The following is a 19,710-nucleotide window of genomic DNA, read 5'->3' on the forward strand; positions in this document are numbered from 1 at the left end:
GAAAATCGTGTAGGAGCGAGCTTGCCTCGCGATCTTTTGACCTTTGAAAAGATCGCGAGGCAAGCTCGCTCCTACAGATATTTGTCTTACTGCACCTTCAGCAACTCGATTTCAAACACCAGCGGCGTGTAAGGCGCAATCAAATCCCCCGCGCCATCAGCCCCATACGCCTGATTGGACGGTATCACCAGCCGCCATGTTGAACCAGTTGGCATCTGCGCCAGCGCCAGACGCCACCCATTGATCACACTGTCCAGGCGAAACCATTGTGGCTGCGTGCTCTGGTCGAAAATCGTGCCGTCAGGCAAGCGTCCGACATAGTTGACGTACACCGAGCCCTGAGCATCGGGTTTTGCCCCGGCCCCTGTCTTGAGTTCAGTCGCCAAAATACCGTTGCCCAACTCGCGGACGCCCGCTTTGTGTTTTTCTTTCGATAAAAAATCACGCTCGGCATTCAGTGCAACTTCGCTTTGCGGGTGAGCGGGCTCGGCGTCGATCTGCGCTTGGTGCGCCGTGAGAATTTGCTCGATACGCTCATCTGTCAGCGCCAACGGCTTGCCTTGATAGGCGCTGCGCAGACCGTCGATCAACGCTTGGAGTTGCAGGTCTGGCACTTCGTCGCGCAAACGCTCGCCAAGGCTCGCACCCAAGCTGTAGGCCAGGTCATGCGCGGCTTGCGGGCTTTGTGCCGGTGCTGCATGGGCCGAACAGGCAACGCACAACAAGGTCAGTAAAAGGGAACGCGGCATGAGCACTCTCCGGTCTTAAGTGCGAGCGATTATGCCTGTGCGGGCGGGAATTTTCGGGCGGAATTATTTGAAGCTTTAATAGACGTTGCAGCGGCCACACAATTTAACGGACTGCATCGATGAAAACTGATCTGGCACAAGTTTTCCGGTGCTATGCAACCCCCTGCTATCGTTAGTGTCAACATGACCTAGCGGCGGTTCTTGCAGAGGTCTAGTATGAGCCGCACTCACTTCAGCCAGGAGGTAAACCATGTCGGCCAACGAGAAGTCTGTTAATACGCCGTTGCACTTGCTCCAACAACTCTCAGGCAGCCTGCTTGAGCATTTGGAAAGCGCCTGTTCCCAAGCGCTGGCTGATGCTGAGAAGCTGCTCGCCAAGCTGGAAAAACAGCGTGGCAAAGCCCAGGAAAAACTGCACAAGTCGCGTGAAAAGCTGCAAGCAGCTGCGCATGCAGGCAAGTCCAAGGCACAAGCCAAGGCCAAGTCTTCTGTTAAAGAGCTTGAGCAACTGCTCGACTCGCTCAAAGAACGTCAAACCGAGACTCGCGCTTATATCCAGCAACTCAAGCGTGATGCTCAAGAAAGCCTGAAACTGGCCCAAGGCATTGGCCGGGTCAAGGAAGCGGTAGGCAAGGCTCTGACCGCTCGGACTGCCAAGCCAGCCGCTGCTAAAAAACCGGCCGCTAAAGCCCCTGTGGCCGCCAAGGCACCAGCAAAAACCGCTGCCAAGGCTCCGGCCAAAGCGCCAGCCGCTGCAGCCAAGCCAGCCGCTAAAACCACCGCGTCAAAACCTGCTGCTAAAGCACCGGCCGCCAAACCAGCCGCTGCAAAAGCGCCTGCCGCCAAGCCGGCTGCTCGCACTGGCGCCGCAAAACCGGCTGCCAAACCGACGGCTGCCAAACCCGCTGCCGCTAAACCGGCGGCCACCAAAGCGCCTGCCACAGCAGCGGCCAAGCCGACCGCCAGAACCGCCGCAGCCAAACCCGCCGCCAAGCCAGCAGTTGCCAAACCTGCGGCCAAGCCTGCTGCGAAACCCGCCAGCACTGCGGCCAAAGCGCCAGCCAAGCCTGCGGCCAAACCGGCCGTAAAACCGGCTGCCAAACCTGCCGTGAGAAAGCCTGCGGCCGCCAAGCCCGCGGCCAAGCCCGCGGCCAAGCCCGCGGCCAAGCCTGCGGCGGCTCCCGCCACGTCCGCAACCGCGCCAACAGCTGCAACACCGGCTGCATCGCCAGCTCCGACGACACCTGCAACACCGGCGACAACCCCTACCAGCGGCTCTTAAGCTGGGTTGATTGCGGCGCGCAGCGTTTGCAGCGCGCCGTGATCAGGGTGTTCCACACCGCTGATCATTGTGTTCAGCCAATCGCAATGTTCGTTCGATTGAGTGGGCAACCAGTTTTGGCTTGCGGCTTCCAAACGTCGCAATAGCGTCCGTTCTGCCTCCAACTCCAGCCCCTTGATCAGCCCGCGCAACGCTGACAGTTCGTCATCATGCATGGCCGCTTCGCGCCATTGCGTGCGTAATCGGCGCAAAGGCTGCACGACATCGCGTTGCCAAGGCTCGGCGCACGCCTTGAGGCTTTCAAAACGCGCCTCGTCGCAGGCGACCCTTCGGTGCTCAAGCCAGGCCGCACAGAGCAGCAGGCAGACATCCAGGCCCTGGCTTTGCAGGCTCAAACAGGCGTGCTCAATGCCGGGCAGGGCATAGACCTTCAAACAGTAATTCCACAGATCGGTCTGCATAGTGCAATTCGCGCCAGTTGAGAGGGAAGCTGGTAGACTCCGCGGCCATTATGATCCGACTTCAGAACCTGACTTTACAGCGTGGCCCTCAGCGTCTGCTAGAAGACGCCGAGCTGACCCTGCACGCCGGCCACAAAGCCGGTTTGGTCGGCGCCAATGGCGCCGGTAAATCCACTTTGTTCGCCTTGCTGCTGGGTGAGTTGACGCCTGATTCCGGGGATTGTCTGCTCCCAGCCGACTGGCGGATCGCCCACATGCGCCAGGAAATCGACACGCTCGATCGCATTGCGATCGACTATGTGCTCGATGGTGACCAGCGTTTGCGCGAAGTTCAAGCCAATCTGGCGCAGGCCGAAGCCGCCCAGGACGGTGCTGCGCTGGCGCGCTGGCATGCCGAGCTGGACAGCGCCGATGGCTACACCGCCGATGCCCGTGCGCGCAAAATGCTCGCCGGGCTGGGGTTTACCAACGAACAAATGGACCGCCCGGTGGCCGACTTCTCGGGCGGCTGGCGGATGCGCCTCAACCTGGCCCAGGCCCTGATGTGCCCGTCCGATCTGTTGTTGCTCGATGAACCGACCAACCACTTGGACCTCGACGCCATTCTGTGGCTCGAAGATTTCCTCAAAAGTTACCCCGGCACCATGTTGTTGATCTCCCACGACCGGGATTTCCTCGACGCCGTGGTTGATAACATTGCCCACGTCGAACAGCGCAAAATCACCCTCTATCGCGGGGGTTACAGTGCATTTGAACGTGCCCGCGCCGAGCGTCTGGCCCAGCAGCAACAGGCCTACGAGAAACAGCAAGCGCAACGTGCGCACATGGAAAGCTACATCGCCCGCTTCAAGGCTCAGGCCACCAAGGCCCGTCAGGCGCAGAGCCGGATCAAGGCCCTTGAACGCATGGAAGAACTGAGCGCGGCTCATGTCGACTCACCGTTCAACTTCGTGTTCCGTGAAGCGGTCAAGCTTTCCAGCCCGTTGCTCGATTTGTCCGAAGCGCGCTTGGGTTATGGCGACAAAACCATCCTTGAGAAGGTCAAACTGCAGCTGGTTCCGGGTGCCCGCATCGGCTTGCTCGGCCCGAACGGTGCCGGTAAGTCGACCTTGATCAAAAACCTGGCAGGTGAACTGGCGCCGCTGTCGGGGCGCCTGGCCCGTGGCGAAAACCTGGCAGTCGGTTATTTCGCCCAGCATCAGCTCGACTCGCTGGACTCCAAGGCCAGCCCGTTGCTGCATCTGCAGCGCCTGGCGCCGGCCGAGCGTGAGCAAACCCTGCGTGACTTCCTCGGTGGTTTCGACTTCCGCGGGGCGCGCATCGACGAGCCGGTACTGAACTTCTCGGGCGGCGAAAAAGCCCGTCTGGCCCTCGCGCTGATCGCGTGGGAGCGTCCGAACCTGTTGCTGCTCGACGAACCGACCAACCACCTGGACCTCGAAATGCGCCTGGCCCTGACCATGGCGCTGCAAGAGTTCAGTGGTGCGGTACTGGTGGTGTCTCACGATCGTCATTTGCTCAAAAGCACCACCGATGAATTTTTGCTGGTGGCCGATGGCAAAGTGCAGGAGTTCGATGGCGACCTCGACGACTATGCCCGCTGGTTGGCGGATTACCGTCTGCGCAACGCGCCAGTGAGCAACACCGTGATCAACCCGGACAAGACCGATAAAAAGGCTCAGCGTCAGGCGGCCGCGGCGTTGCGTCAACAGTTGGCACCGCACAAGCGTGAAGCCGACAAGCTGGAAGGCGAGTTGGGCAAGGTCACTGAAAAACTCGCCAAGATCGAAGCCAGCCTCGGTGACAGCGGGGTTTACGAGGCGGCGCGCAAAGACGAGCTACGAGAGTTGCTGGCCGATCAGGCCAAACTCAAAGTGCTTGAAGGCCAGCTCGAAGAACGCTGGATGGAGGCCCTGGAAGTGCTTGAGACCTTGCAAGCCGAACTGGAAGCCCTGTCCTGATGGAATCGCTCAACTTACCCGTACCGGCCGAGTTGATTGCACCGCTGTGGATTGGCGTGCAGATCTTGCTGATTCTGCTGGCCGGGTACTTCCTGCAGCGCGGGGTTGCGCGTTTTCTGACTCGCATGGGCGAGCGTTACCCTTTGCCGCCGCAGCTGCTGTTGCCGCTGCGAGGCGGGTTGCGCTGGTTCATCATGGGCAGCGCGCTGATCTTCGTCCTCGAACGCCTGGGTGTCTCGGCCACGGTGTTGTGGACGGCGCTTTCGGGGTTTGTGGCGGTGGCGGCGATTGCCTTCTTCGCCATGTGGAGCGTGCTGTCCAACCTGCTGTGTGCGGTGCTGATCTTCACCGTTGGGCCGTTTCGCATTGGCGACGTCGTGGAACTACTCGACACCCTCGACAAGCCGGGCGTCAAAGGCCGCGTCGTTGCCATCAACCTGCTCTACACCACCTTGGTAGAGCCTGCTGAAACCGGAAGCGGTAGCAGCATGGTGCAAGTCCCCAACAGCCTGTTCTTCCAGCGCTCCGTACGCCGTTGGCGCGAAGGCGACCTGTAAACACCCATCCCTGTGTAGGAGAGAGCTTGCCTCGCGATCTATTGAGTTTAAAAAAGATCGCGAGACAAGCTCGCCCCTACACGCACTGTCCGCAAAAATATCTGGTTAATTTTCAGCCAGCGCATTAGCTTAAGGACTTGTTACAGTATTTGTCCGAGGTGTGCGATGTCGTTGGAAACGTGGTTGGCCTTCTTTGCGGCGTGTTGGGTGATCAGCCTGTCTCCAGGCGCGGGCGCCATTGCTTCGATGTCGTGTGGCCTGCAATACGGCTTCTGGCGCGGCTACTGGAATGCATTGGGTCTGCAACTGGGTCTGGCCTTGCAAATCTTCATTGTCGCCGCCGGTGTCGGTGCCATCCTCGCCGCCTCGTCCACGGCTTTCTACGCGATCAAATGGTTTGGTGTTGCCTATCTCGTCTACCTCGCCGTTAAACAATGGCGTGCCTTGCCGTCCGATCTCAGCGATGACTCGGCGATCCGCCCTATCGGCAAACCGCTGGCGCTGGTGTTTCGTGGCTTTCTGGTGAACGTCAGCAACCCCAAGGCGCTGGTCTTCATGCTTGCGGTGCTGCCGCAGTTTGTCGACCCGAACGCACCGTTGGTGAGCCAATACCTGACATTGGGCGTAACCATGATCGCTGTCGATCTGATTGTCATGGCTGGCTACACCGGCCTGGCGTCCAAGGTGTTGCGCTTGCTGCGCACCCCTAAACAGCAGCGCCGCCTCAATCGCACCTTTGCCGGTCTGTTCGTGGGCGCCGCCGGGTTCTTGGCGACGTTGCACCGCGCGACAACCTAAAAATCTTGAGTCGCGATCCTCGGAAGTGAACAATATGTCACTTTTCATTTCCGCCTGGATGTATTAATGATCGCCCGATCGCGCTGTTTGGCCTGGCTGATGGTGCCAGTGCTCGCGTTGTGCAGCCTTGCTGTTTCAGCCAATTCCCCAGAAGGTGCTGCCCAAGCGTTGCACCTTATTGACTACATCGGTGCGGACTATCCGCCTACGGTCGAAGACGGCAAAGTCATCGATGAAACCGAGTATCACGAGCAACTGGAGTTCCTGACGGTCCTCAAGGGCCTGATTGCTGACTTGCCAGAGCGCCCTGAGCGCGCGGAGTTGGCACAAGGCGTCGACGCCCTGCAAGCGGCCATCGAGCAGCGCCAGGACGGTGTCAGTGTCGCCCGTGAAGCGCGGCAGTTGGGCGCCAAACTGGCCGTCGCCTACGAGGTCAGCCAAGCGCCGGTCATTACCCCTGATCCTACTCGCGGCGAGCCGCTGTATGCCCTGCATTGTTCGGTGTGCCACGGCGCAACCGGCGCCGGTGACGGCCCGGCCAGCATGGGCATGACCCCGCCACCGGCCAACCTGCGCGATGCCGAGCGTACCGATCGCCTGAGCCTCTACGCGATTTTCAACACGCTGGGGCTGGGCGTTGAAGGCACCGACATGCCGGCCTTTGCCGACCAATTGGATGACCGCCAGCGTTGGGACCTGGCCACCTATGTGGCGGGCCTGAGTGCTGATCCGGCGGCGGCTAAAGCCGACAAAACCTACGACCTCGCCGAATTGGCCCGTCAGACGCCGGGTGAAATCCTGGCTGCAGAAGGCCCGCAGGCAGCCGCCACGTTCCGTGCCCAGCGGGCGCAGCCACCACAGGTCAAGCGCGGCCCCGCACAGTTGCTCGATTACACCAGCCAGACCCTGGACAAAAGCCTCGAAGCCTACCGCGAAGGTGATCGCGAGCAAGCCTACGATCTGTCTGTAGCGGCTTATCTGGAAGGTTTTGAACTGGTCGAAAGCTCGCTGGACAACGTTGACAGCAGCGTGCGTAAAACCACCGAAAAAGCGCTGATGGCCTATCGGCAATCGTTACAGGACGGTTTGCCCATCGAGCAGGTTGAACAGCGTCTGGATGCAGCCAAAGCCTTGCTCAAAGAATCCGCCGGGTTACTGGGCAGCGACGGTCTGAGCTGGTCTTTGAGCTATGTGTCGGGGCTGTTGATTTTGCTGCGTGAGGGTCTGGAGGCCATCCTGGTGTTGGCTGCCATCCTCGCTTTTCTGCGCAACACTGGGCAGCAGTCGGCAGTGCGCAGCGTCAACATCGGCTGGGGCCTGGCGTTGCTGGCGGGCTTGGCCACCTGGGCGCTGGCTGCCTATGTGATTGATGTGAGCGGGGCGCAGCGTGAGCTGCTGGAAGGTTGCACTGCGTTGTTTGCCAGCGTCATGGTGTTGTGGCTGGGCGTGTGGATGCACGATCGCCGCCACGCCGACGCTTGGCAGGACTACATTAAAAGCAGCCTGGTCAGCGGCGGCGGGCGTTTTGGGTTTGCGGTACTGGCGTTCTTCTCGGTGTATCGCGAACTGTTCGAAGTAATCCTGTTCTACGAAACTCTGTGGCTGCAAGCGGGCCCGGCTGGGCATGACGCCGTACTGGCAGGCGGCGCCACGGCGCTGGTGCTGTTGATCGGCCTGGCGTGGATCATCCTGCGCGGCTCGGCCAAATTGCCACTGGGCGTGTTCTTCGGTATCAATGCCGCCTTGCTGTGTGCGCTGTCAGTTGTCTTCGCCGGGCATGGTGTGAAAGCGCTGCAAGAAGCCGGGGTTTTCGGGACGCGACCTGTGCCGTTCTTCGAATTCGACTGGCTGGGCATCCACGCAGACGCCTACTCGCTAAGTGCCCAAGCGGTAGCGATCCTGGCGATCATCGTGCTCTACAGCCGCAGCCGGCTGGCTGAAAAACGTCGGGAACAGGCTTCTTAAATAGCTTTACCTGCTGTGGAAGCGGGCTTGCTCGCGATGCAAGTCCGCTCCCACTGTGTTTTGTTCAGGACTTAAGGAGTTACCCCATGCGTGTCTGGATCGACGCCGACGCTTGCCCCAAGGCTGCGAAGGATCAGGTCATCAAATTCGCGCTCAAGCGTCAGTTTGAGGTGGTGCTGGTGGCGGGGCAGAGTCAGGTCAAGCCCTCGTATACCTTGGTCAAATTGATTGTGGTGCCCAGTGGCCCGGATGCGGCGGATGACTACTTGGTGGAGCACGCTGTGCCCGGCGAGTTGGTGATTTGCAGCGATGTGCCGCTGGCTGACCGGCTGGTCAAGAAGGGTGTGGCCGCGTTGGACCCGCGTGGCAAAGAGTTTGATGCGAACAACATGGGCGAGCGGCTGGCAGTGCGCAACCTGTTTACCGATCTGCGTGAGCAAGGGCAGGTAGGCGGCGGGCAGGGCGCCTATGGCGAACGCGACAAGCAGGCGTTCGCCAATGCGCTGGACCGGATGTTGACCCGCCTGGCGCGGGGCTGATTACGCTTCTTGGGTCAGCTCCAGAACGCGGTCGACCATCTTGTTGATGCCTGACGCGGCTTCACTGATGTTCTTGGCCAGCATGTACGCCGGGGTGCTGACCAGCTTGCGGGCTTTGTCTTCGACAATGTCAGACACTTCGCATTCTTCGTGGGTGCCGCCCATTTTATCCACCGCTGCTGCGGTATCAGGGTCTTTACCGATGGTGCAGGTCACGCCGGGGCCGTAGATCTTGGCGGCGATGGCCGGCGAAATGCACATCAAACCGACGGGCTTGCCTGCTTCGGCAAAGGCTTCGGCCAAGGCCAGGACGTCCGGCTGAACGCTGCACGCGGCCCCTTCGGTGGCAAAGCTCGAGAGGTTTTTGGCGGCGCCAAACCCGCCTGGCACGATCAGCGCGTCAAAGTCCGCAACCTTGGCTTCACGAATGTCCTTGACCTCGCCACGGGCGATACGCGCCGACTCGACCAGCACATTGCGCGATTCGGGCATTTCCTCGCCGGTCAGGTGGTTGATGACGTGCAGTTGCGCAATGTTCGGTGCAAAGCATTGCACGTGCGCGCCGCGCTGACTGAGGCGCAGCAGGGTGATGACGCTTTCGTGGATTTCGGTGCCGTCATAGACGCCACAGCCGGAAAGAATGACGGCAATGTTTTTGGTGGTCATGGTAGGTCTCCTTGTTCGTGGCGTTACTGTCTCCTTATTCGGCACCTGATGCCATAGGGAGGTTCCCGCGATCACGCAGGCGCTGCGGCACAGCGCCCGGGGAGAGGGTTTCTGCGAGCGCAGAAACCGGCTTATTCCGCTGGAGGGGTGTTCACTTCAGCGGCTTTGTTTTTTTCGTCGAGGGCGGTCTGCTTGGCCTGGCGCGCATTCTTGAAGCGACGGCGAAGCCACAGGCATCCGCCCAGTACCAGCAAGGCGCCCAGTACCCACAACTCGTACTTTTTGACGCTGCCCAAAAGCCCTTCCAGCACGGCACCAAAATGGTACGCGGCGGTGGCCAGGGCAATTGCCCAGATGGCGGCACCAATGCCGTTGAGCAACAGGTAGCGACCCGGCGGGTAGCCGGAAAGACCAATGGCTACCGGCATCACCGTGCGTAGGCCATACACAAAGCGGAAGCTCAAGACCCAGATGTCCGGGTGCCTGCGGATATGCTCCAGCGCCTTGTCGCCCATGAGTTGCCAGCGCGGCTTGCGCGCCAACAATTTGCGGCCGTGTCTGCGCCCCAGGAAGTACCACAGCTGGTCGCCGGCATAACTGCCGAAGAACGCCACGATCATGACCAGTTTAAGATCCATGTATCCGCGGAACGCCAAGAAGCCTGCGAGAACCAGGATGGTCTCACCTTCAAAAAACGTCCCTAGAAACAGGGCGAAGTAGCCGAATTCTTGAAGAAATTGTTGGAGCATTGTCTGGATGCTGGAGAAATGAACGCGCAGCCTACGCCTTAAGGGACATTCAGGAAAGTATCGAACTGTGTCTTCTCATGAACAATTCCTACAAATCTTAAGTATTTGACCTACATCATAGTGTTTGTCATCTAGCATTCATGACGCTTTGCTATAACGGTCGCGCGCGACGCATTTAAAAATGTAGAGCCGCTGACGCAGGCTTCGACGGGTTGTTTGGCAGCCTTGTTTTTAAAGCGAAGGCCCTTCGGTGCTCATCGCAGTCGGCGGTAGCGGCGACACATACGGCGTAGCAGAACAAATTTGGTAAAACGCCCTCTAATGGGCTCCAGCCCGCATAAAGCGCCTATGAGCGGTTTAAACCCATGGGCGTTGGTGGCATTCTGGCAGCTTGATTGCACGCGCCGCTAAACGGTCACGAGAGTCAAACCCGCTCTTACAGGAACATTCAATGAATACCGAAGGACAGACAGAACTCGTTGCTACTGAGGCTGAGCCCATTGTTGAGCAGGCCACTGAAACCCCGCCCGTACCTGAAGCTCACGCACCTGCTGCGTCTGAGACGCCAGCGGCGGCGCCAACGATTGCCATTCCGGGCTTGGATGACAGCAGTCTGTATATCCACCGCGAACTGTCGCAACTGCAATTCAACATCCGGGTGCTGGAGCAAGCGCTGGATGAGTCCTACCCGCTGCTTGAGCGGTTGAAGTTCCTGCTGATTTTTTCCAGCAACCTGGACGAGTTCTTCGAAATCCGCGTGGCTGGCCTGAAGAAACAAATTACCTTCGCCCGTGAACAGGCGGGTGCCGACGGCTTGCAGCCTCACCAGGCACTGGCCCGGATCAGCGAGCTGGTACACGGCCATGTTGATCGCCAGTACGCGATCCTCAACGATATTCTGTTGCCCGAGCTTGAAAAGCATCAGGTGCGCTTTATCCGTCGCCGTTACTGGAACACCAAGATCAAGGTTTGGGTGCGCAAGTTCTTCCGCGACGAAATCGCGCCGATCATCACCCCAATCGGCCTCGATCCGACGCACCCGTTCCCGCTGCTGGTCAACAAGAGCCTCAACTTCATCGTCGAACTGGAAGGTATTGACGCCTTTGGCCGTGATTCGGGTCTGGCGATCATTCCGGCCCCGCGTTTGTTGCCACGTGTCATCAAGGTGCCTGAAGAGGTGGGCGGCCCGGGCGACAACTATGTGTTCCTGTCGTCGATGATCCACGCACACGCCGATGACCTGTTCCAGGGCATGAAGGTCAAGGGCTGCTACCAGTTCCGCCTGACCCGAAACGCCGACCTGGCAGTTGACACTGAAGATGTAGAAGACTTGGCCCGTGCCCTGCGCGGCGAGTTGTTCTCCCGTCGCTACGGCGATGCGGTGCGTCTGGAAGTGGCCGACACCTGCCCGAAACACCTGTCGGACTACCTGCTCAAGCAGTTCAACCTGCAAGAGACCGAGTTGTATCAGGTCAATGGCCCGGTGAACCTCACGCGTCTGTTCAGCATTACTGGCCTGGACAGCCACCCGGAACTGCAATACACGCCGTTTACCCCGGCCATTCCGAAGCTGTTGCAGAACAGCGAGAACATTTTCAGCGTGGTCAGCAAACAAGACATCTTGCTGCTGCACCCGTTTGAGTCGTTTACCCCGGTGGTCGATTTACTGCGTCAGGCGGCCAAAGACCCGCATGTACTGGCCGTACGCCAAACGCTGTATCGCAGCGGCGCCAACTCGGAAATCGTCGATGCGCTGGTCGATGCCGCGCGTAACGGTAAAGAAGTGACCGCGGTGATCGAATTGCGTGCGCGGTTTGACGAAGAGTCCAACCTGCAACTGGCCAGCCGCCTGCAAGCAGCCGGTGCGGTGGTGATCTACGGCGTGGTGGGCTTCAAGACTCACGCCAAGATGATGTTGATTCTGCGTCGTGAAGCAGGCGAGATCGTGCGTTACGCACACTTGGGTACCGGTAACTACCATGCCGGCAACGCGCGCCTGTACACCGACTACAGCTTGCTGACGTCGGATGATGCGCTGTGCGAAGACGTGGGCAAGTTGTTCAGCCAACTGATCGGCATGGGTAAAACCCTGCGCATGAAGAAGCTCCTGCATGCGCCGTTTACCCTGAAGAAGGGCATGCTCGACATGATTGCCCGCGAAACGCAATTCGCGCTGGACGGCAAGCCTGCGCACATCATTGCCAAGTTCAACTCGCTGACCGACCCGAAAATCATTCGGGCGCTGTACAAGGCCAGCCAGTCCGGCGTGCGCATTGATCTGGTGGTGCGAGGCATGTGCTGCCTGCGTCCGGGGATTCCTGGCGTGTCGCACAATATCCACGTGCGCTCGATCATTGGCCGCTTCCTGGAGCACACGCGGGTCTTCTATTTCCTCAATGGCGGCGAAGAACAGATGTTCCTGTCGAGTGCTGACTGGATGGAGCGCAACCTCGATAAACGTGTCGAGACGTGCTTCCCGGTTGAGGGTAAAAAGCTGATTCTGCGGGTCAAGAAGGAGCTGGAAAGCTACCTGACCGACAACACCCAGAGCTGGAGCCTGCAGTCTGACGGCCGATACGTGCGCAACACGCCGACCGGCAACCAGAACCCGCGCAGTGCCCAGGCGACCCTGCTTGAGCGCCTGAGCCTGCCGGTATTGACCGTCAGCACCGGCCCGTCGGTGTAAATCGCCCCTGTAGGAGCGAGCTCGTCTCGCGATCTTTTGAATCTGAAAAGATCGCGAGGCAAGCTCGCTCCTACAATGTGGTAAGCCTTACGAAATAGTCAGCACTATCCCGACGCGCGTCAGCCATTGAGCTTCCTGTTCGAAGTCGGCTTGGGTCAGCGGGTTCTGTTCCAGCCAGCCTTCAGCGAAGATCACCTCAAGCTGGTCGCCTTCAGCTCGCAGCTTTACCTGTGACGCTTCCTGGTTGCCACGGATGTGGTAGAACAAAATCGCAAAACGCAGCAGCACGCACAGGCGAATCAGCTTGATGCCTTCAGCGCCAAATTCAGCGAACTTGTCTTTTGGAATGTTACGGCGATGACCGCGTACCAGCAGCGCCAGCATTTGCTGGTCTTCGCGTGAGAAGCCGGCAAGGTCAGAGTGCTCGATCAGGTAAGCGCCGTGCTTGTGGTAGTGATAGTGGGCGATGTCCAGCCCGACTTCATGCACCTTGGCCGCCCAGCTCAGCAGTTCGCGCCACACGCCGTCTTCGAGCTCCCACGATTTGGCGACTTGATCAAATGCTCGCAGGGCTTTGCGTTCAACCCGTGCGGCTTGCTCAAGATCAACGTGGTAACGCTCCATCAGCGAGCTGAGAGTACGCTCGCGCACGTCTTCGTGATGATGGCGGCCCAGCAGGTCGTACAGCACGCCTTCACGCAGAGCGCCGTCGCAGTGGTCCATGCGTTGCAGTTCAAGGGCGTCAAAAATGGCTTCAAGAATCGCCAGGCCTGCCGGGAAAATCGCGCGGCGGTCAGGTTTGATGCCTTCGAAGTCGATCTTGTCCACCTCACCCAGCTTGAACAGCTTGCGCTTGAGCCAGGCCAGGCCTTCGGCATTGACTTCACCGGCACCGTGGCCGCCGGCCTTGATTGCCAGACCAATGGCGCGAATGGTGCCGGAGGAGCCGATGGCTTCATCCCAGGTCAGGCGGTGCAGCGCGTGCTCAATGCTCATGAGTTCAAGGCGCGCGGCGGTGTATGCCTGGGCGTAACGTGCCGGGGTGATCTTGCCGTCGCGGAAATAGCGCTGAGTAAAGCTGACGCAGCCCATTTGCAGGCTTTCGCGCAACAGGGGCTCAAAACGTTGACCAATGATGAATTCAGTACTGCCGCCGCCAATGTCGGCCACCAGGCGCTTGCCCGGGGTGTCGGCGAGGGTGTGCGAGACGCCCAGATAGATCAGGCGCGCTTCTTCACGTCCGGAAATGACTTCTACGGTGTGGCCCAGAATCTGTTCTGCGCGCACGATAAATTCGTTGCGGTTGCGTGCTTCACGCAAGGCGTTGGTACCTACGATGCGCACGGCGCCCAATGGCATGCCATTGATCAGTTGCGCAAAACGCTTCAAGCAATCAAGCCCACGCTGCATGGACTCTTCGTTGAGGTGGCGTTCTTCGTCGATACCGGCAGCAAGCTGCACCTTATCGCCAAGGCGTTCAAGAATACGGATTTCACCGTTCTGGGCTTTCGCCACCACCATATGAAAGCTGTTAGAACCCAGGTCTATAGCGGCGATCAGGGATGGATTCTTGCTTTTTGATTGGGGCATGGTTGAGGGGTCTCGGTCGATAACTTTGCCATCGTGCCACGATCAAACGCTCGCGCCAACGCGTGATGTCACCTGCATTGATATGGAGCAGGTAACAGATGACGTTAGCTGTTCGCGGACAACCTGTATTTATTTGTGTGATCTATTTCCTGTCACATTCGCCCTGTAAAAGCGCATTTTCGCTCGCTCAAGGGCCATGCACGGCCCGCGTGGGGTCCGCAGGTGGGGCCGGGTGATACCCGCACTCATGTGTAGCCATAGTAATAGACAATCATCCGTCACCTTCCTGAACGCGGTGATGACGGCTATGATGTGCTACGTTTTTGCTTACAACCACGGAGACTTCCATGAGCAGCGATCTTATTAAACACGTTAGCGACGCTAGCTTTGAGGCCGATGTTCTCAAGGCTGAAGGCGCTGTACTGGTCGATTACTGGGCTGAATGGTGTGGCCCTTGCAAAATGATCGCGCCCGTCCTGGATGAGATCGCCGAGACTTACAAAGGCAAGCTGACTGTTGCCAAGCTGAACATTGATGAAAACCAGGAAACCCCTGCAAAGCACGGCGTTCGTGGTATTCCAACCCTGATGCTGTTCAAGAACGGCAACGTTGAAGCCACCAAGGTGGGTGCGCTGTCGAAGTCGCAGTTGGCTGCGTTCCTCGACGCCAATATCTAAGCGTTATTAAAAGCCCCGCAAATTGCGGGGCTTTTTCATGGCTCAAGGACTAGACGCTATGAAACTCAAGTGGTACATTCGGCCCCGCACTGGTTTCTCCACTGCCCCCTGCAAGCCGTCGCCGACGCACTCCTTATCGAATTAGTACGCGATCCTGTCGCCTTCTCTGCGGCGCGGCCTCATTAAGCCAAAAGCTTAATTTCCCCCTCCATAAATGATTACGTCATTCCTATATGAACCTGACTGAACTCAAGCAAAAGCCGATTACCGAACTGCTCGAATTGGCCGAACAGATGGGCATAGAAAATATGGCCCGTTCGCGCAAGCAGGACGTGATTTTCTCCCTGCTGAAAAAGCACGCGAAAAGCGGCGAGGAAATCTCCGGTGATGGCGTGCTGGAGATCCTCCAGGACGGCTTCGGCTTCCTCCGCTCTGCTGACGCCTCTTACTTGGCCGGCCCGGACGATATCTACGTCTCGCCTAGCCAGATTCGACGTTTCAACCTGCGCACTGGCGACACCATCGTCGGTAAAATCCGTCCGCCAAAAGAAGGCGAGCGTTATTTCGCGCTGTTGAAAGTCGACACGATCAACTTCGATCGTCCAGAGAACGCGAAAAACAAGATTCTCTTCGAGAACTTGACCCCGCTGTTCCCGAATGTACGCATGAAGATGGAAATCGGTAACGGTTCCACTGAAGACCTGACCGGTCGTGTGATCGACCTGTGCGCCCCGATCGGTAAAGGCCAGCGCGGTCTGATCGTTGCTCCGCCGAAAGCGGGCAAGACCATCATGCTGCAGAATATTGCGTCGAACATCTCGCGCAACAACCCGGAAGTGCACCTGATCGTTCTGCTGATCGACGAGCGTCCGGAAGAAGTGACCGAAATGCAGCGCACCGTGCGTGGCGAAGTGGTTGCCTCGACCTTCGACGAGCCGCCAACCCGCCACGTGCAAGTGGCTGAAATGGTGATCGAGAAGGCCAAGCGCCTGGTTGAGCACAAAAAAGACGTGGTGATCCTGCTCGACTCCATCACCCGTCTGGCTCGTGCCTACAACACCGTGATCCCGAGCTCCGGCAAGGTGCTGACCGGTGGTGTTGATGCCCACGCCCTGGAGAAGCCAAAACGTTTCTTCGGTGCTGCGCGTAACATCGAAGAGGGCGGCTCGCTGACCATCATCGCTACCGCGCTGGTTGAAACCGGCTCGAAGATGGACGAAGTGATCTACGAAGAGTTCAAGGGTACCGGCAACATGGAACTGCCCCTGGACCGTAAAATCGCTGAAAAACGCGTCTTCCCGGCGATCAACATCAACCGTTCCGGCACCCGCCGCGAAGAGTTGCTGACCGCTGATGACGAGTTGCAACGCATGTGGATCCTGCGCAAGCTGTTGCACCCGATGGATGAAGTCGCAGCCATCGAGTTCTTGATCGACAAGCTGAAGCAGACCAAGACCAACGATGAGTTCTTCCTGTCGATGAAGCGCAAGTAAATCACCGGAAGCCAGGCAAGAGCCGGGGAAACCCGGCTTTTTGCTGTCTGACCTTTCTTGATTTTGGGCAGCTCTCCCTTCTGAACACGCGGCTTGGGCGCTACACTCGTTGCCCCAACGCCACGGCCAACATGAGGCTCAAGCATGCAGTACCGCGACTTACGTGACTTTATCAGCGGCCTGGAACAGCGCGGCGAACTCAAGCGCATCCAGGTGCCGGTGTCTCCCAAGCTGGAAATGACCGAAATCTGCGACCGCACGTTGCGCGCCAAAGGCCCGGCTTTACTGTTTGAAAACCCGGTGGGTCACGCTATTCCTGTGCTCGGCAACCTGTTCGGAACGCCTGAGCGCGTCGCCTTGGGCATGGGCGCTGACTCGGTCACTGAGCTGCGTGAAATTGGCAAGCTGCTGGCGTTTCTGAAAGAACCGGAGCCGCCTAAAGGTCTGAAAGACGCGTGGTCCAAACTGCCGATCTTCCGCAAGATCATTTCCATGGCCCCGAAAGTCGTTAAAGACGCGGTGTGCCAGGAAGTGGTGATCGAAGGCGACGACGTCGACCTTGGCCTGCTGCCGGTCCAGCATTGCTGGCCGGGTGACGTGGCGCCGCTGATTACCTGGGGCCTGACCGTCACCAAGGGCCCGAACAAGGATCGCCAGAACCTGGGTATCTATCGCCAACAGGTGATTGGCCGTAACAAAGTCATCATGCGCTGGTTGAGCCATCGTGGCGGTGCGCTGGACTACCGTGAGTGGTGTGAAAAACACCCGGGCAAACCGTTCCCGGTGTCAGTGGCGCTGGGTGCCGACCCGGCCACCATTCTGGGCGCTGTAACTCCCGTGCCAGACAGCTTGTCCGAATATGCCTTTGCGGGGTTGCTGCGGGGCAACCGCACCGAGCTGGTGAAGTGCCGTGGCAACGACCTGCAAGTGCCGGCCACCGCTGAAATCATCCTCGAGGGCGTGATTCACCCCGGTGAAATGGCCCCGGAAGGCCCGTACGGCGACCACACCGGTTACTACAACGAAGTCGACAGCTTCCCGGTGTTCACCGTCGAGCGCATCACTCATCGGACCAAGCCGATTTACCACAGCACCTACACCGGCCGTCCACCGGATGAGCCGGCTATCCTGGGTGTAGCGCTCAACGAAGTGTTTGTGCCGATCCTGCAAAAGCAGTTTCCGGAAATCACCGATTTCTACCTGCCGCCGGAAGGCTGCTCGTACCGCATGGCCGTCGTGACCATGAAGAAACAGTACCCGGGGCATGCCAAGCGGGTCATGCTGGGTGTGTGGTCGTTTTTGCGCCAGTTCATGTACACCAAGTTCGTTATCGTCACCGACGACGACATCAACGCCCGTGACTGGAACGACGTGATCTGGGCCATCACCACGCGCATGGACCCCAAGCGCGATACCGTGATGATTGACAACACGCCCATCGACTATCTTGATTTTGCCTCGCCGATTTCCGGGCTTGGGTCGAAGATGGGGCTCGATGCAACCAACAAATGGCCAGGCGAGACCTCGCGCGAGTGGGGTCGGGTCATCGTCAAGGATGAGGCGGTCACCCGCCGTGTCGATGAAATCTGGAATCAATTAGGAATAGATTGATGCGCGTAACCTTGCAGCCTTCAGGCGCCGTATTGGACACCTTGCCTGGCGAACGGATTCTGGATGCGGCGCAGCGCCTGGGCTATGAATGCCCGCAAAGCTGTCGCAATGGTAATTGCCACGTGTGCGCCGCCTTGCTGGTTGAAGGGCAAGTGGAGCAGGCGGGCGAAGTGCGTGATCATGGCGAGGTGTATACCTGCCTGGCGGCGCCACTGGAAGACTGCGTGGTGTTGTGGGATGGCGTTCTGGCGTTGGGAGAATTACCGGTGCGTAGCTTGGCCTGTCAGTTGACTGAGTGTGTCGAGGTGGGTGGTGATGTGTGGCGCGTGCGTTTGCGTGCGCCCGCGGGCAAGGTACCGCGTTATCACGCTGGGCAATACGTGATGCTGGAGCGTGAGAATGGCGAGAAATCGGCATTTTCGCTGGCCAGCGCGCCGCACTCGGGTCGCGACCTTGAGTTGCACGTGTTGGTGCGTGAAGACAGCGCACGCAACCTGATCGAACAACTGCAACGCAACCAAATGATCCGCCTGGAGTTGCCGTTTGGGGACACGCATTTGTCTGAGTTGCCGAACGGCCCGCTGGTGTTGATTGCGGCGGGCACCGGCATGGCACAAATGCACAGCCTGATCGAACACTGCCGTGCGAAAGGTTTCGCGCATCCGGTGCATTTGTACTGGGGTGTGCGTCGTCCGGATGACTTTTATGCGTTGGAAGAGTGGGACGCCTGGCAGCAGATTCCTAACCTGTTCTTGCATAAAGTCGTCAGTGATTTATGCGGTTGGGAGGGGCGCTGCGGGCTGTTGCATGAGGCCGTGTGTGAAGACATCAGAGACCTCAGCACGGTCTCGGTGTATGCCAGTGGCTCGCCCGCGATGATCTATGGCACGTTGGATGCGCTGGTCGACGCGGGCATGGATGCGCACCAGATGCGCGCCGACGTATTTGCCTACGCCCCCCGGCCTTGATTTCTCAGGGCTGCTGCCGCAGCCCATCGTAGCCTGACGGCAGCGACCACCTATTTCTGTCTGGCCATACGTCTTGCCGCGCGGGTCATTTCATTTTTACTGCTATAAGATTCATAACGTTATTTTCTAGTGCGCCGCATGTAATGCCTGTAGGACTCCATGCCTTCTGTAATAACTGTTTCTGAATCAGCTTGTTCAAACGTGATTTACCCGCCGCGACTCGATCTTGGGGCGCCTTTGTCCCCAGAACAACTTCAGCAATCCTTGCAGGCCACCATGGCGTGCCATCGAGGTGGACCGGTCTGGCTGTTTGCTTATGGCTCCCTGATCTGGCGCCCCGAATGCACGGCGGTCGAGCGCGTGCGGGGGCGTGTGTACGGCTACCATCGCGGCTTATATTTGTGGTCTCACGAGCATCGTGGCACCCCGCAATTACCGGGGCTGGTATTCGGCCTCGATCGGGGCGGTTCGTGCAGTGGCTTTGCCTATCGCTTGCCTGAGGAAAACCTCGATGCAGCGCTCAATGCGTTGTGGCGTCGAGAAATGCCCGTGCCCTCCTATCGACCGCACTGGCTGGCGTGCCGCCTGGAAGATGGCAGCCAGGTCCAGGCGCTTGGCTTTGTGCTGGAGCGGCATTTGCCCAGCTACGCGGGCAACCTGCCAGACGGTGTACTCAGCCAGGTACTGGCCAGCGCCAGCGGGCGCTACGGTACTACCCGCGACTATGTTGAACAGACCATCAGCGCGTTGCGTAGTCATGCCATGCCGGACCGCAACCTGGAAGCGCGGCTCAAGCGCTGTGTACTGGGCAAGTCGTAAGTAATAGATTGCAACATCTGTCCGGTTAATCGGAGCGATCCCACGGCTGGATCGGAGCCCATGGGCTGAGATATGGGCTTACACCTTCCTATCATTCTTTCCTTTTTGCTGGCGCGGCTCTCAAGGTTATTGGCGAGTG

17 protein-coding genes are annotated in these 19,710 nt (G+C 58.8%); 12 read left to right on the forward strand and 5 right to left on the reverse strand.

Annotated features, from left to right (window positions below; translation table 11 throughout):
* Nucleotides 1-86: 86 nt before the first annotated feature.
* On the reverse strand, nucleotides 87-662 hold the full coding sequence (locus NTD86_RS13130; protein ID WP_410016980.1) for an FKBP-type peptidyl-prolyl cis-trans isomerase: 576 nt from the start codon (nucleotides 660-662) through the stop codon (nucleotides 87-89).
* Nucleotides 663-999: 337 nt separating this feature from the next.
* Here NTD86_RS13130 and NTD86_RS13135 point away from each other — a divergent pair, with 337 nt between their 5' ends.
* Nucleotides 1,000-2,031 (forward strand): AlgP family protein, encoded by a 1,032-nt coding sequence (locus NTD86_RS13135; RefSeq protein WP_262202851.1) that lies wholly within the window; start codon nucleotides 1,000-1,002, stop codon nucleotides 2,029-2,031.
* On the opposite strand, the gene NTD86_RS13140 is transcribed toward NTD86_RS13135, so the two are convergent.
* Nucleotides 2,028-2,492, reverse strand: a complete 465-nt coding sequence (locus NTD86_RS13140) for a TIGR02444 family protein (RefSeq protein WP_262202853.1) — start codon at nucleotides 2,490-2,492, stop codon at nucleotides 2,028-2,030. The two genes, NTD86_RS13135 and NTD86_RS13140, sit on opposite strands and share 4 nt — an antisense overlap.
* A gap of 50 nt (nucleotides 2,493-2,542) precedes the next feature.
* On the opposite strand from NTD86_RS13140, the gene NTD86_RS13145 reads away from it, so the two are divergent.
* The 5 genes from NTD86_RS13145 to NTD86_RS13165 all read left to right on the forward strand — a co-directional run bounded on the left by NTD86_RS13145 (nucleotide 2,543) and on the right by NTD86_RS13165 (nucleotide 8,312).
* Complete coding sequence (locus tag NTD86_RS13145) at nucleotides 2,543-4,453, forward strand: ATP-binding cassette domain-containing protein (protein WP_262202854.1); 1,911 nt, start codon at nucleotides 2,543-2,545, stop codon at nucleotides 4,451-4,453.
* Nucleotides 4,453-5,010: a mechanosensitive ion channel family protein gene (locus tag NTD86_RS13150; protein WP_262202855.1), complete on the forward strand. Its 558-nt coding sequence runs from the start codon at nucleotides 4,453-4,455 to the stop codon at nucleotides 5,008-5,010. Before NTD86_RS13145 ends, NTD86_RS13150 begins: the two co-directional genes overlap by 1 nt.
* Nucleotides 5,011-5,175: 165 nt before the next feature.
* A complete protein-coding gene (locus tag NTD86_RS13155) occupies nucleotides 5,176-5,808 on the forward strand; it encodes a LysE family transporter (protein ID WP_262202857.1) in 633 nt (210 codons plus the stop codon).
* Between the two features lie 66 nt (nucleotides 5,809-5,874).
* On the forward strand, nucleotides 5,875-7,773 hold the full coding sequence (locus NTD86_RS13160; protein ID WP_262202858.1) for a cytochrome c/FTR1 family iron permease: 1,899 nt from the start codon (nucleotides 5,875-5,877) through the stop codon (nucleotides 7,771-7,773).
* Between the two features lie 86 nt (nucleotides 7,774-7,859).
* Nucleotides 7,860-8,312, forward strand: coding sequence for a YaiI/YqxD family protein (locus tag NTD86_RS13165; protein WP_262202859.1), 453 nt, complete (start codon nucleotides 7,860-7,862; stop codon nucleotides 8,310-8,312).
* On the opposite strand, the gene elbB is transcribed toward NTD86_RS13165, so the two are convergent.
* Nucleotides 8,313-8,978, reverse strand: coding sequence for an isoprenoid biosynthesis glyoxalase ElbB (elbB, locus tag NTD86_RS13170; protein ID WP_262202861.1), 666 nt, complete (start codon nucleotides 8,976-8,978; stop codon nucleotides 8,313-8,315).
* 131 nt (nucleotides 8,979-9,109) lie between these two features.
* Complete coding sequence (locus NTD86_RS13175; RefSeq protein WP_262202862.1) at nucleotides 9,110-9,727, reverse strand: DedA family protein; 618 nt, start codon at nucleotides 9,725-9,727, stop codon at nucleotides 9,110-9,112.
* Between the two features lie 451 nt (nucleotides 9,728-10,178).
* Between NTD86_RS13175 and ppk1 the strand changes: the two genes are divergently transcribed.
* Nucleotides 10,179-12,413 (forward strand): polyphosphate kinase 1, encoded by a 2,235-nt coding sequence (gene ppk1 / locus NTD86_RS13180; RefSeq protein WP_262202863.1) that lies wholly within the window; start codon nucleotides 10,179-10,181, stop codon nucleotides 12,411-12,413.
* An 87-nt stretch (nucleotides 12,414-12,500) separates the two neighbouring features.
* Here ppk1 and ppx read toward each other — a convergent pair whose 3' ends face one another.
* Nucleotides 12,501-14,003 (reverse strand): exopolyphosphatase, encoded by a 1,503-nt coding sequence (gene ppx, locus NTD86_RS13185; protein ID WP_262202865.1) that lies wholly within the window; start codon nucleotides 14,001-14,003, stop codon nucleotides 12,501-12,503.
* Between the two features lie 347 nt (nucleotides 14,004-14,350).
* Between ppx and trxA the strand changes: the two genes are divergently transcribed.
* The 5 genes from trxA to NTD86_RS13210 all read left to right on the forward strand — a co-directional run bounded on the left by trxA (nucleotide 14,351) and on the right by NTD86_RS13210 (nucleotide 19,571).
* Nucleotides 14,351-14,680, forward strand: a complete 330-nt coding sequence (trxA, locus tag NTD86_RS13190; RefSeq protein ID WP_003206727.1) for a thioredoxin TrxA — start codon at nucleotides 14,351-14,353, stop codon at nucleotides 14,678-14,680.
* 233 nt (nucleotides 14,681-14,913) lie between these two features.
* Nucleotides 14,914-16,173 carry a transcription termination factor Rho gene (gene rho, locus NTD86_RS13195; protein ID WP_048366890.1) on the forward strand — a complete coding sequence of 420 codons (1,260 nt, stop codon included), beginning with the start codon at nucleotides 14,914-14,916 and terminating at the stop codon, nucleotides 16,171-16,173.
* Nucleotides 16,174-16,317: 144 nt separating this feature from the next.
* On the forward strand, nucleotides 16,318-17,784 hold the full coding sequence (gene ubiD / locus NTD86_RS13200) for a 4-hydroxy-3-polyprenylbenzoate decarboxylase (RefSeq protein ID WP_262202867.1): 1,467 nt from the start codon (nucleotides 16,318-16,320) through the stop codon (nucleotides 17,782-17,784).
* Nucleotides 17,784-18,752: a CDP-6-deoxy-delta-3,4-glucoseen reductase gene (locus NTD86_RS13205; protein ID WP_262202868.1), complete on the forward strand. Its 969-nt coding sequence runs from the start codon at nucleotides 17,784-17,786 to the stop codon at nucleotides 18,750-18,752. Before ubiD ends, NTD86_RS13205 begins: the two co-directional genes overlap by 1 nt.
* 159 nt (nucleotides 18,753-18,911) lie before the next feature.
* Nucleotides 18,912-19,571 carry a gamma-glutamylcyclotransferase gene (locus NTD86_RS13210; RefSeq protein WP_410016978.1) on the forward strand — a complete coding sequence of 220 codons (660 nt, stop codon included), beginning with the start codon at nucleotides 18,912-18,914 and terminating at the stop codon, nucleotides 19,569-19,571.
* The last annotated feature ends 139 nt before the right edge of the window (nucleotides 19,572-19,710 follow it).

The sequence above is a fragment of the Pseudomonas sp. 7P_10.2_Bac1 genome (genome assembly GCF_025465935.1).
Taxonomy (GTDB): domain Bacteria; phylum Pseudomonadota; class Gammaproteobacteria; order Pseudomonadales; family Pseudomonadaceae; genus Aquipseudomonas.

What these genes read in the sequence shown, in the direction of transcription:
- NTD86_RS13155 (WP_262202857.1), top strand. Translation starts at nt 5,176, where the DNA reads ATGTCGTTGGAAACGTGGTTGGCCTTCTTTGCGGCGTGTTGGGTGATC.
- NTD86_RS13145 (WP_262202854.1), top strand. Translation starts at nt 2,543, where the DNA reads ATGATCCGACTTCAGAACCTGACTTTACAGCGTGGCCCTCAGCGTCTG.
- ubiD (WP_262202867.1), top strand. Translation starts at nt 16,318, where the DNA reads ATGCAGTACCGCGACTTACGTGACTTTATCAGCGGCCTGGAACAGCGC.
- NTD86_RS13150 (WP_262202855.1), top strand. Translation starts at nt 4,453, where the DNA reads ATGGAATCGCTCAACTTACCCGTACCGGCCGAGTTGATTGCACCGCTG.
- NTD86_RS13140 (WP_262202853.1), bottom strand. Translation starts at nt 2,492, where the DNA reads ATGCAGACCGATCTGTGGAATTACTGTTTGAAGGTCTATGCCCTGCCC.
- NTD86_RS13135 (WP_262202851.1), top strand. Translation starts at nt 1,000, where the DNA reads ATGTCGGCCAACGAGAAGTCTGTTAATACGCCGTTGCACTTGCTCCAA.
- trxA (WP_003206727.1), top strand. Translation starts at nt 14,351, where the DNA reads ATGAGCAGCGATCTTATTAAACACGTTAGCGACGCTAGCTTTGAGGCC.
- NTD86_RS13175 (WP_262202862.1), bottom strand. Translation starts at nt 9,727, where the DNA reads ATGCTCCAACAATTTCTTCAAGAATTCGGCTACTTCGCCCTGTTTCTA.
- rho (WP_048366890.1), top strand. Translation starts at nt 14,914, where the DNA reads ATGAACCTGACTGAACTCAAGCAAAAGCCGATTACCGAACTGCTCGAA.
- NTD86_RS13160 (WP_262202858.1), top strand. Translation starts at nt 5,875, where the DNA reads ATGATCGCCCGATCGCGCTGTTTGGCCTGGCTGATGGTGCCAGTGCTC.
- NTD86_RS13165 (WP_262202859.1), top strand. Translation starts at nt 7,860, where the DNA reads ATGCGTGTCTGGATCGACGCCGACGCTTGCCCCAAGGCTGCGAAGGAT.
- ppx (WP_262202865.1), bottom strand. Translation starts at nt 14,003, where the DNA reads ATGCCCCAATCAAAAAGCAAGAATCCATCCCTGATCGCCGCTATAGAC.
- NTD86_RS13210 (WP_410016978.1), top strand. Translation starts at nt 18,912, where the DNA reads ATGCCTTCTGTAATAACTGTTTCTGAATCAGCTTGTTCAAACGTGATT.
- elbB (WP_262202861.1), bottom strand. Translation starts at nt 8,978, where the DNA reads ATGACCACCAAAAACATTGCCGTCATTCTTTCCGGCTGTGGCGTCTAT.
- NTD86_RS13205 (WP_262202868.1), top strand. Translation starts at nt 17,784, where the DNA reads ATGCGCGTAACCTTGCAGCCTTCAGGCGCCGTATTGGACACCTTGCCT.
- ppk1 (WP_262202863.1), top strand. Translation starts at nt 10,179, where the DNA reads ATGAATACCGAAGGACAGACAGAACTCGTTGCTACTGAGGCTGAGCCC.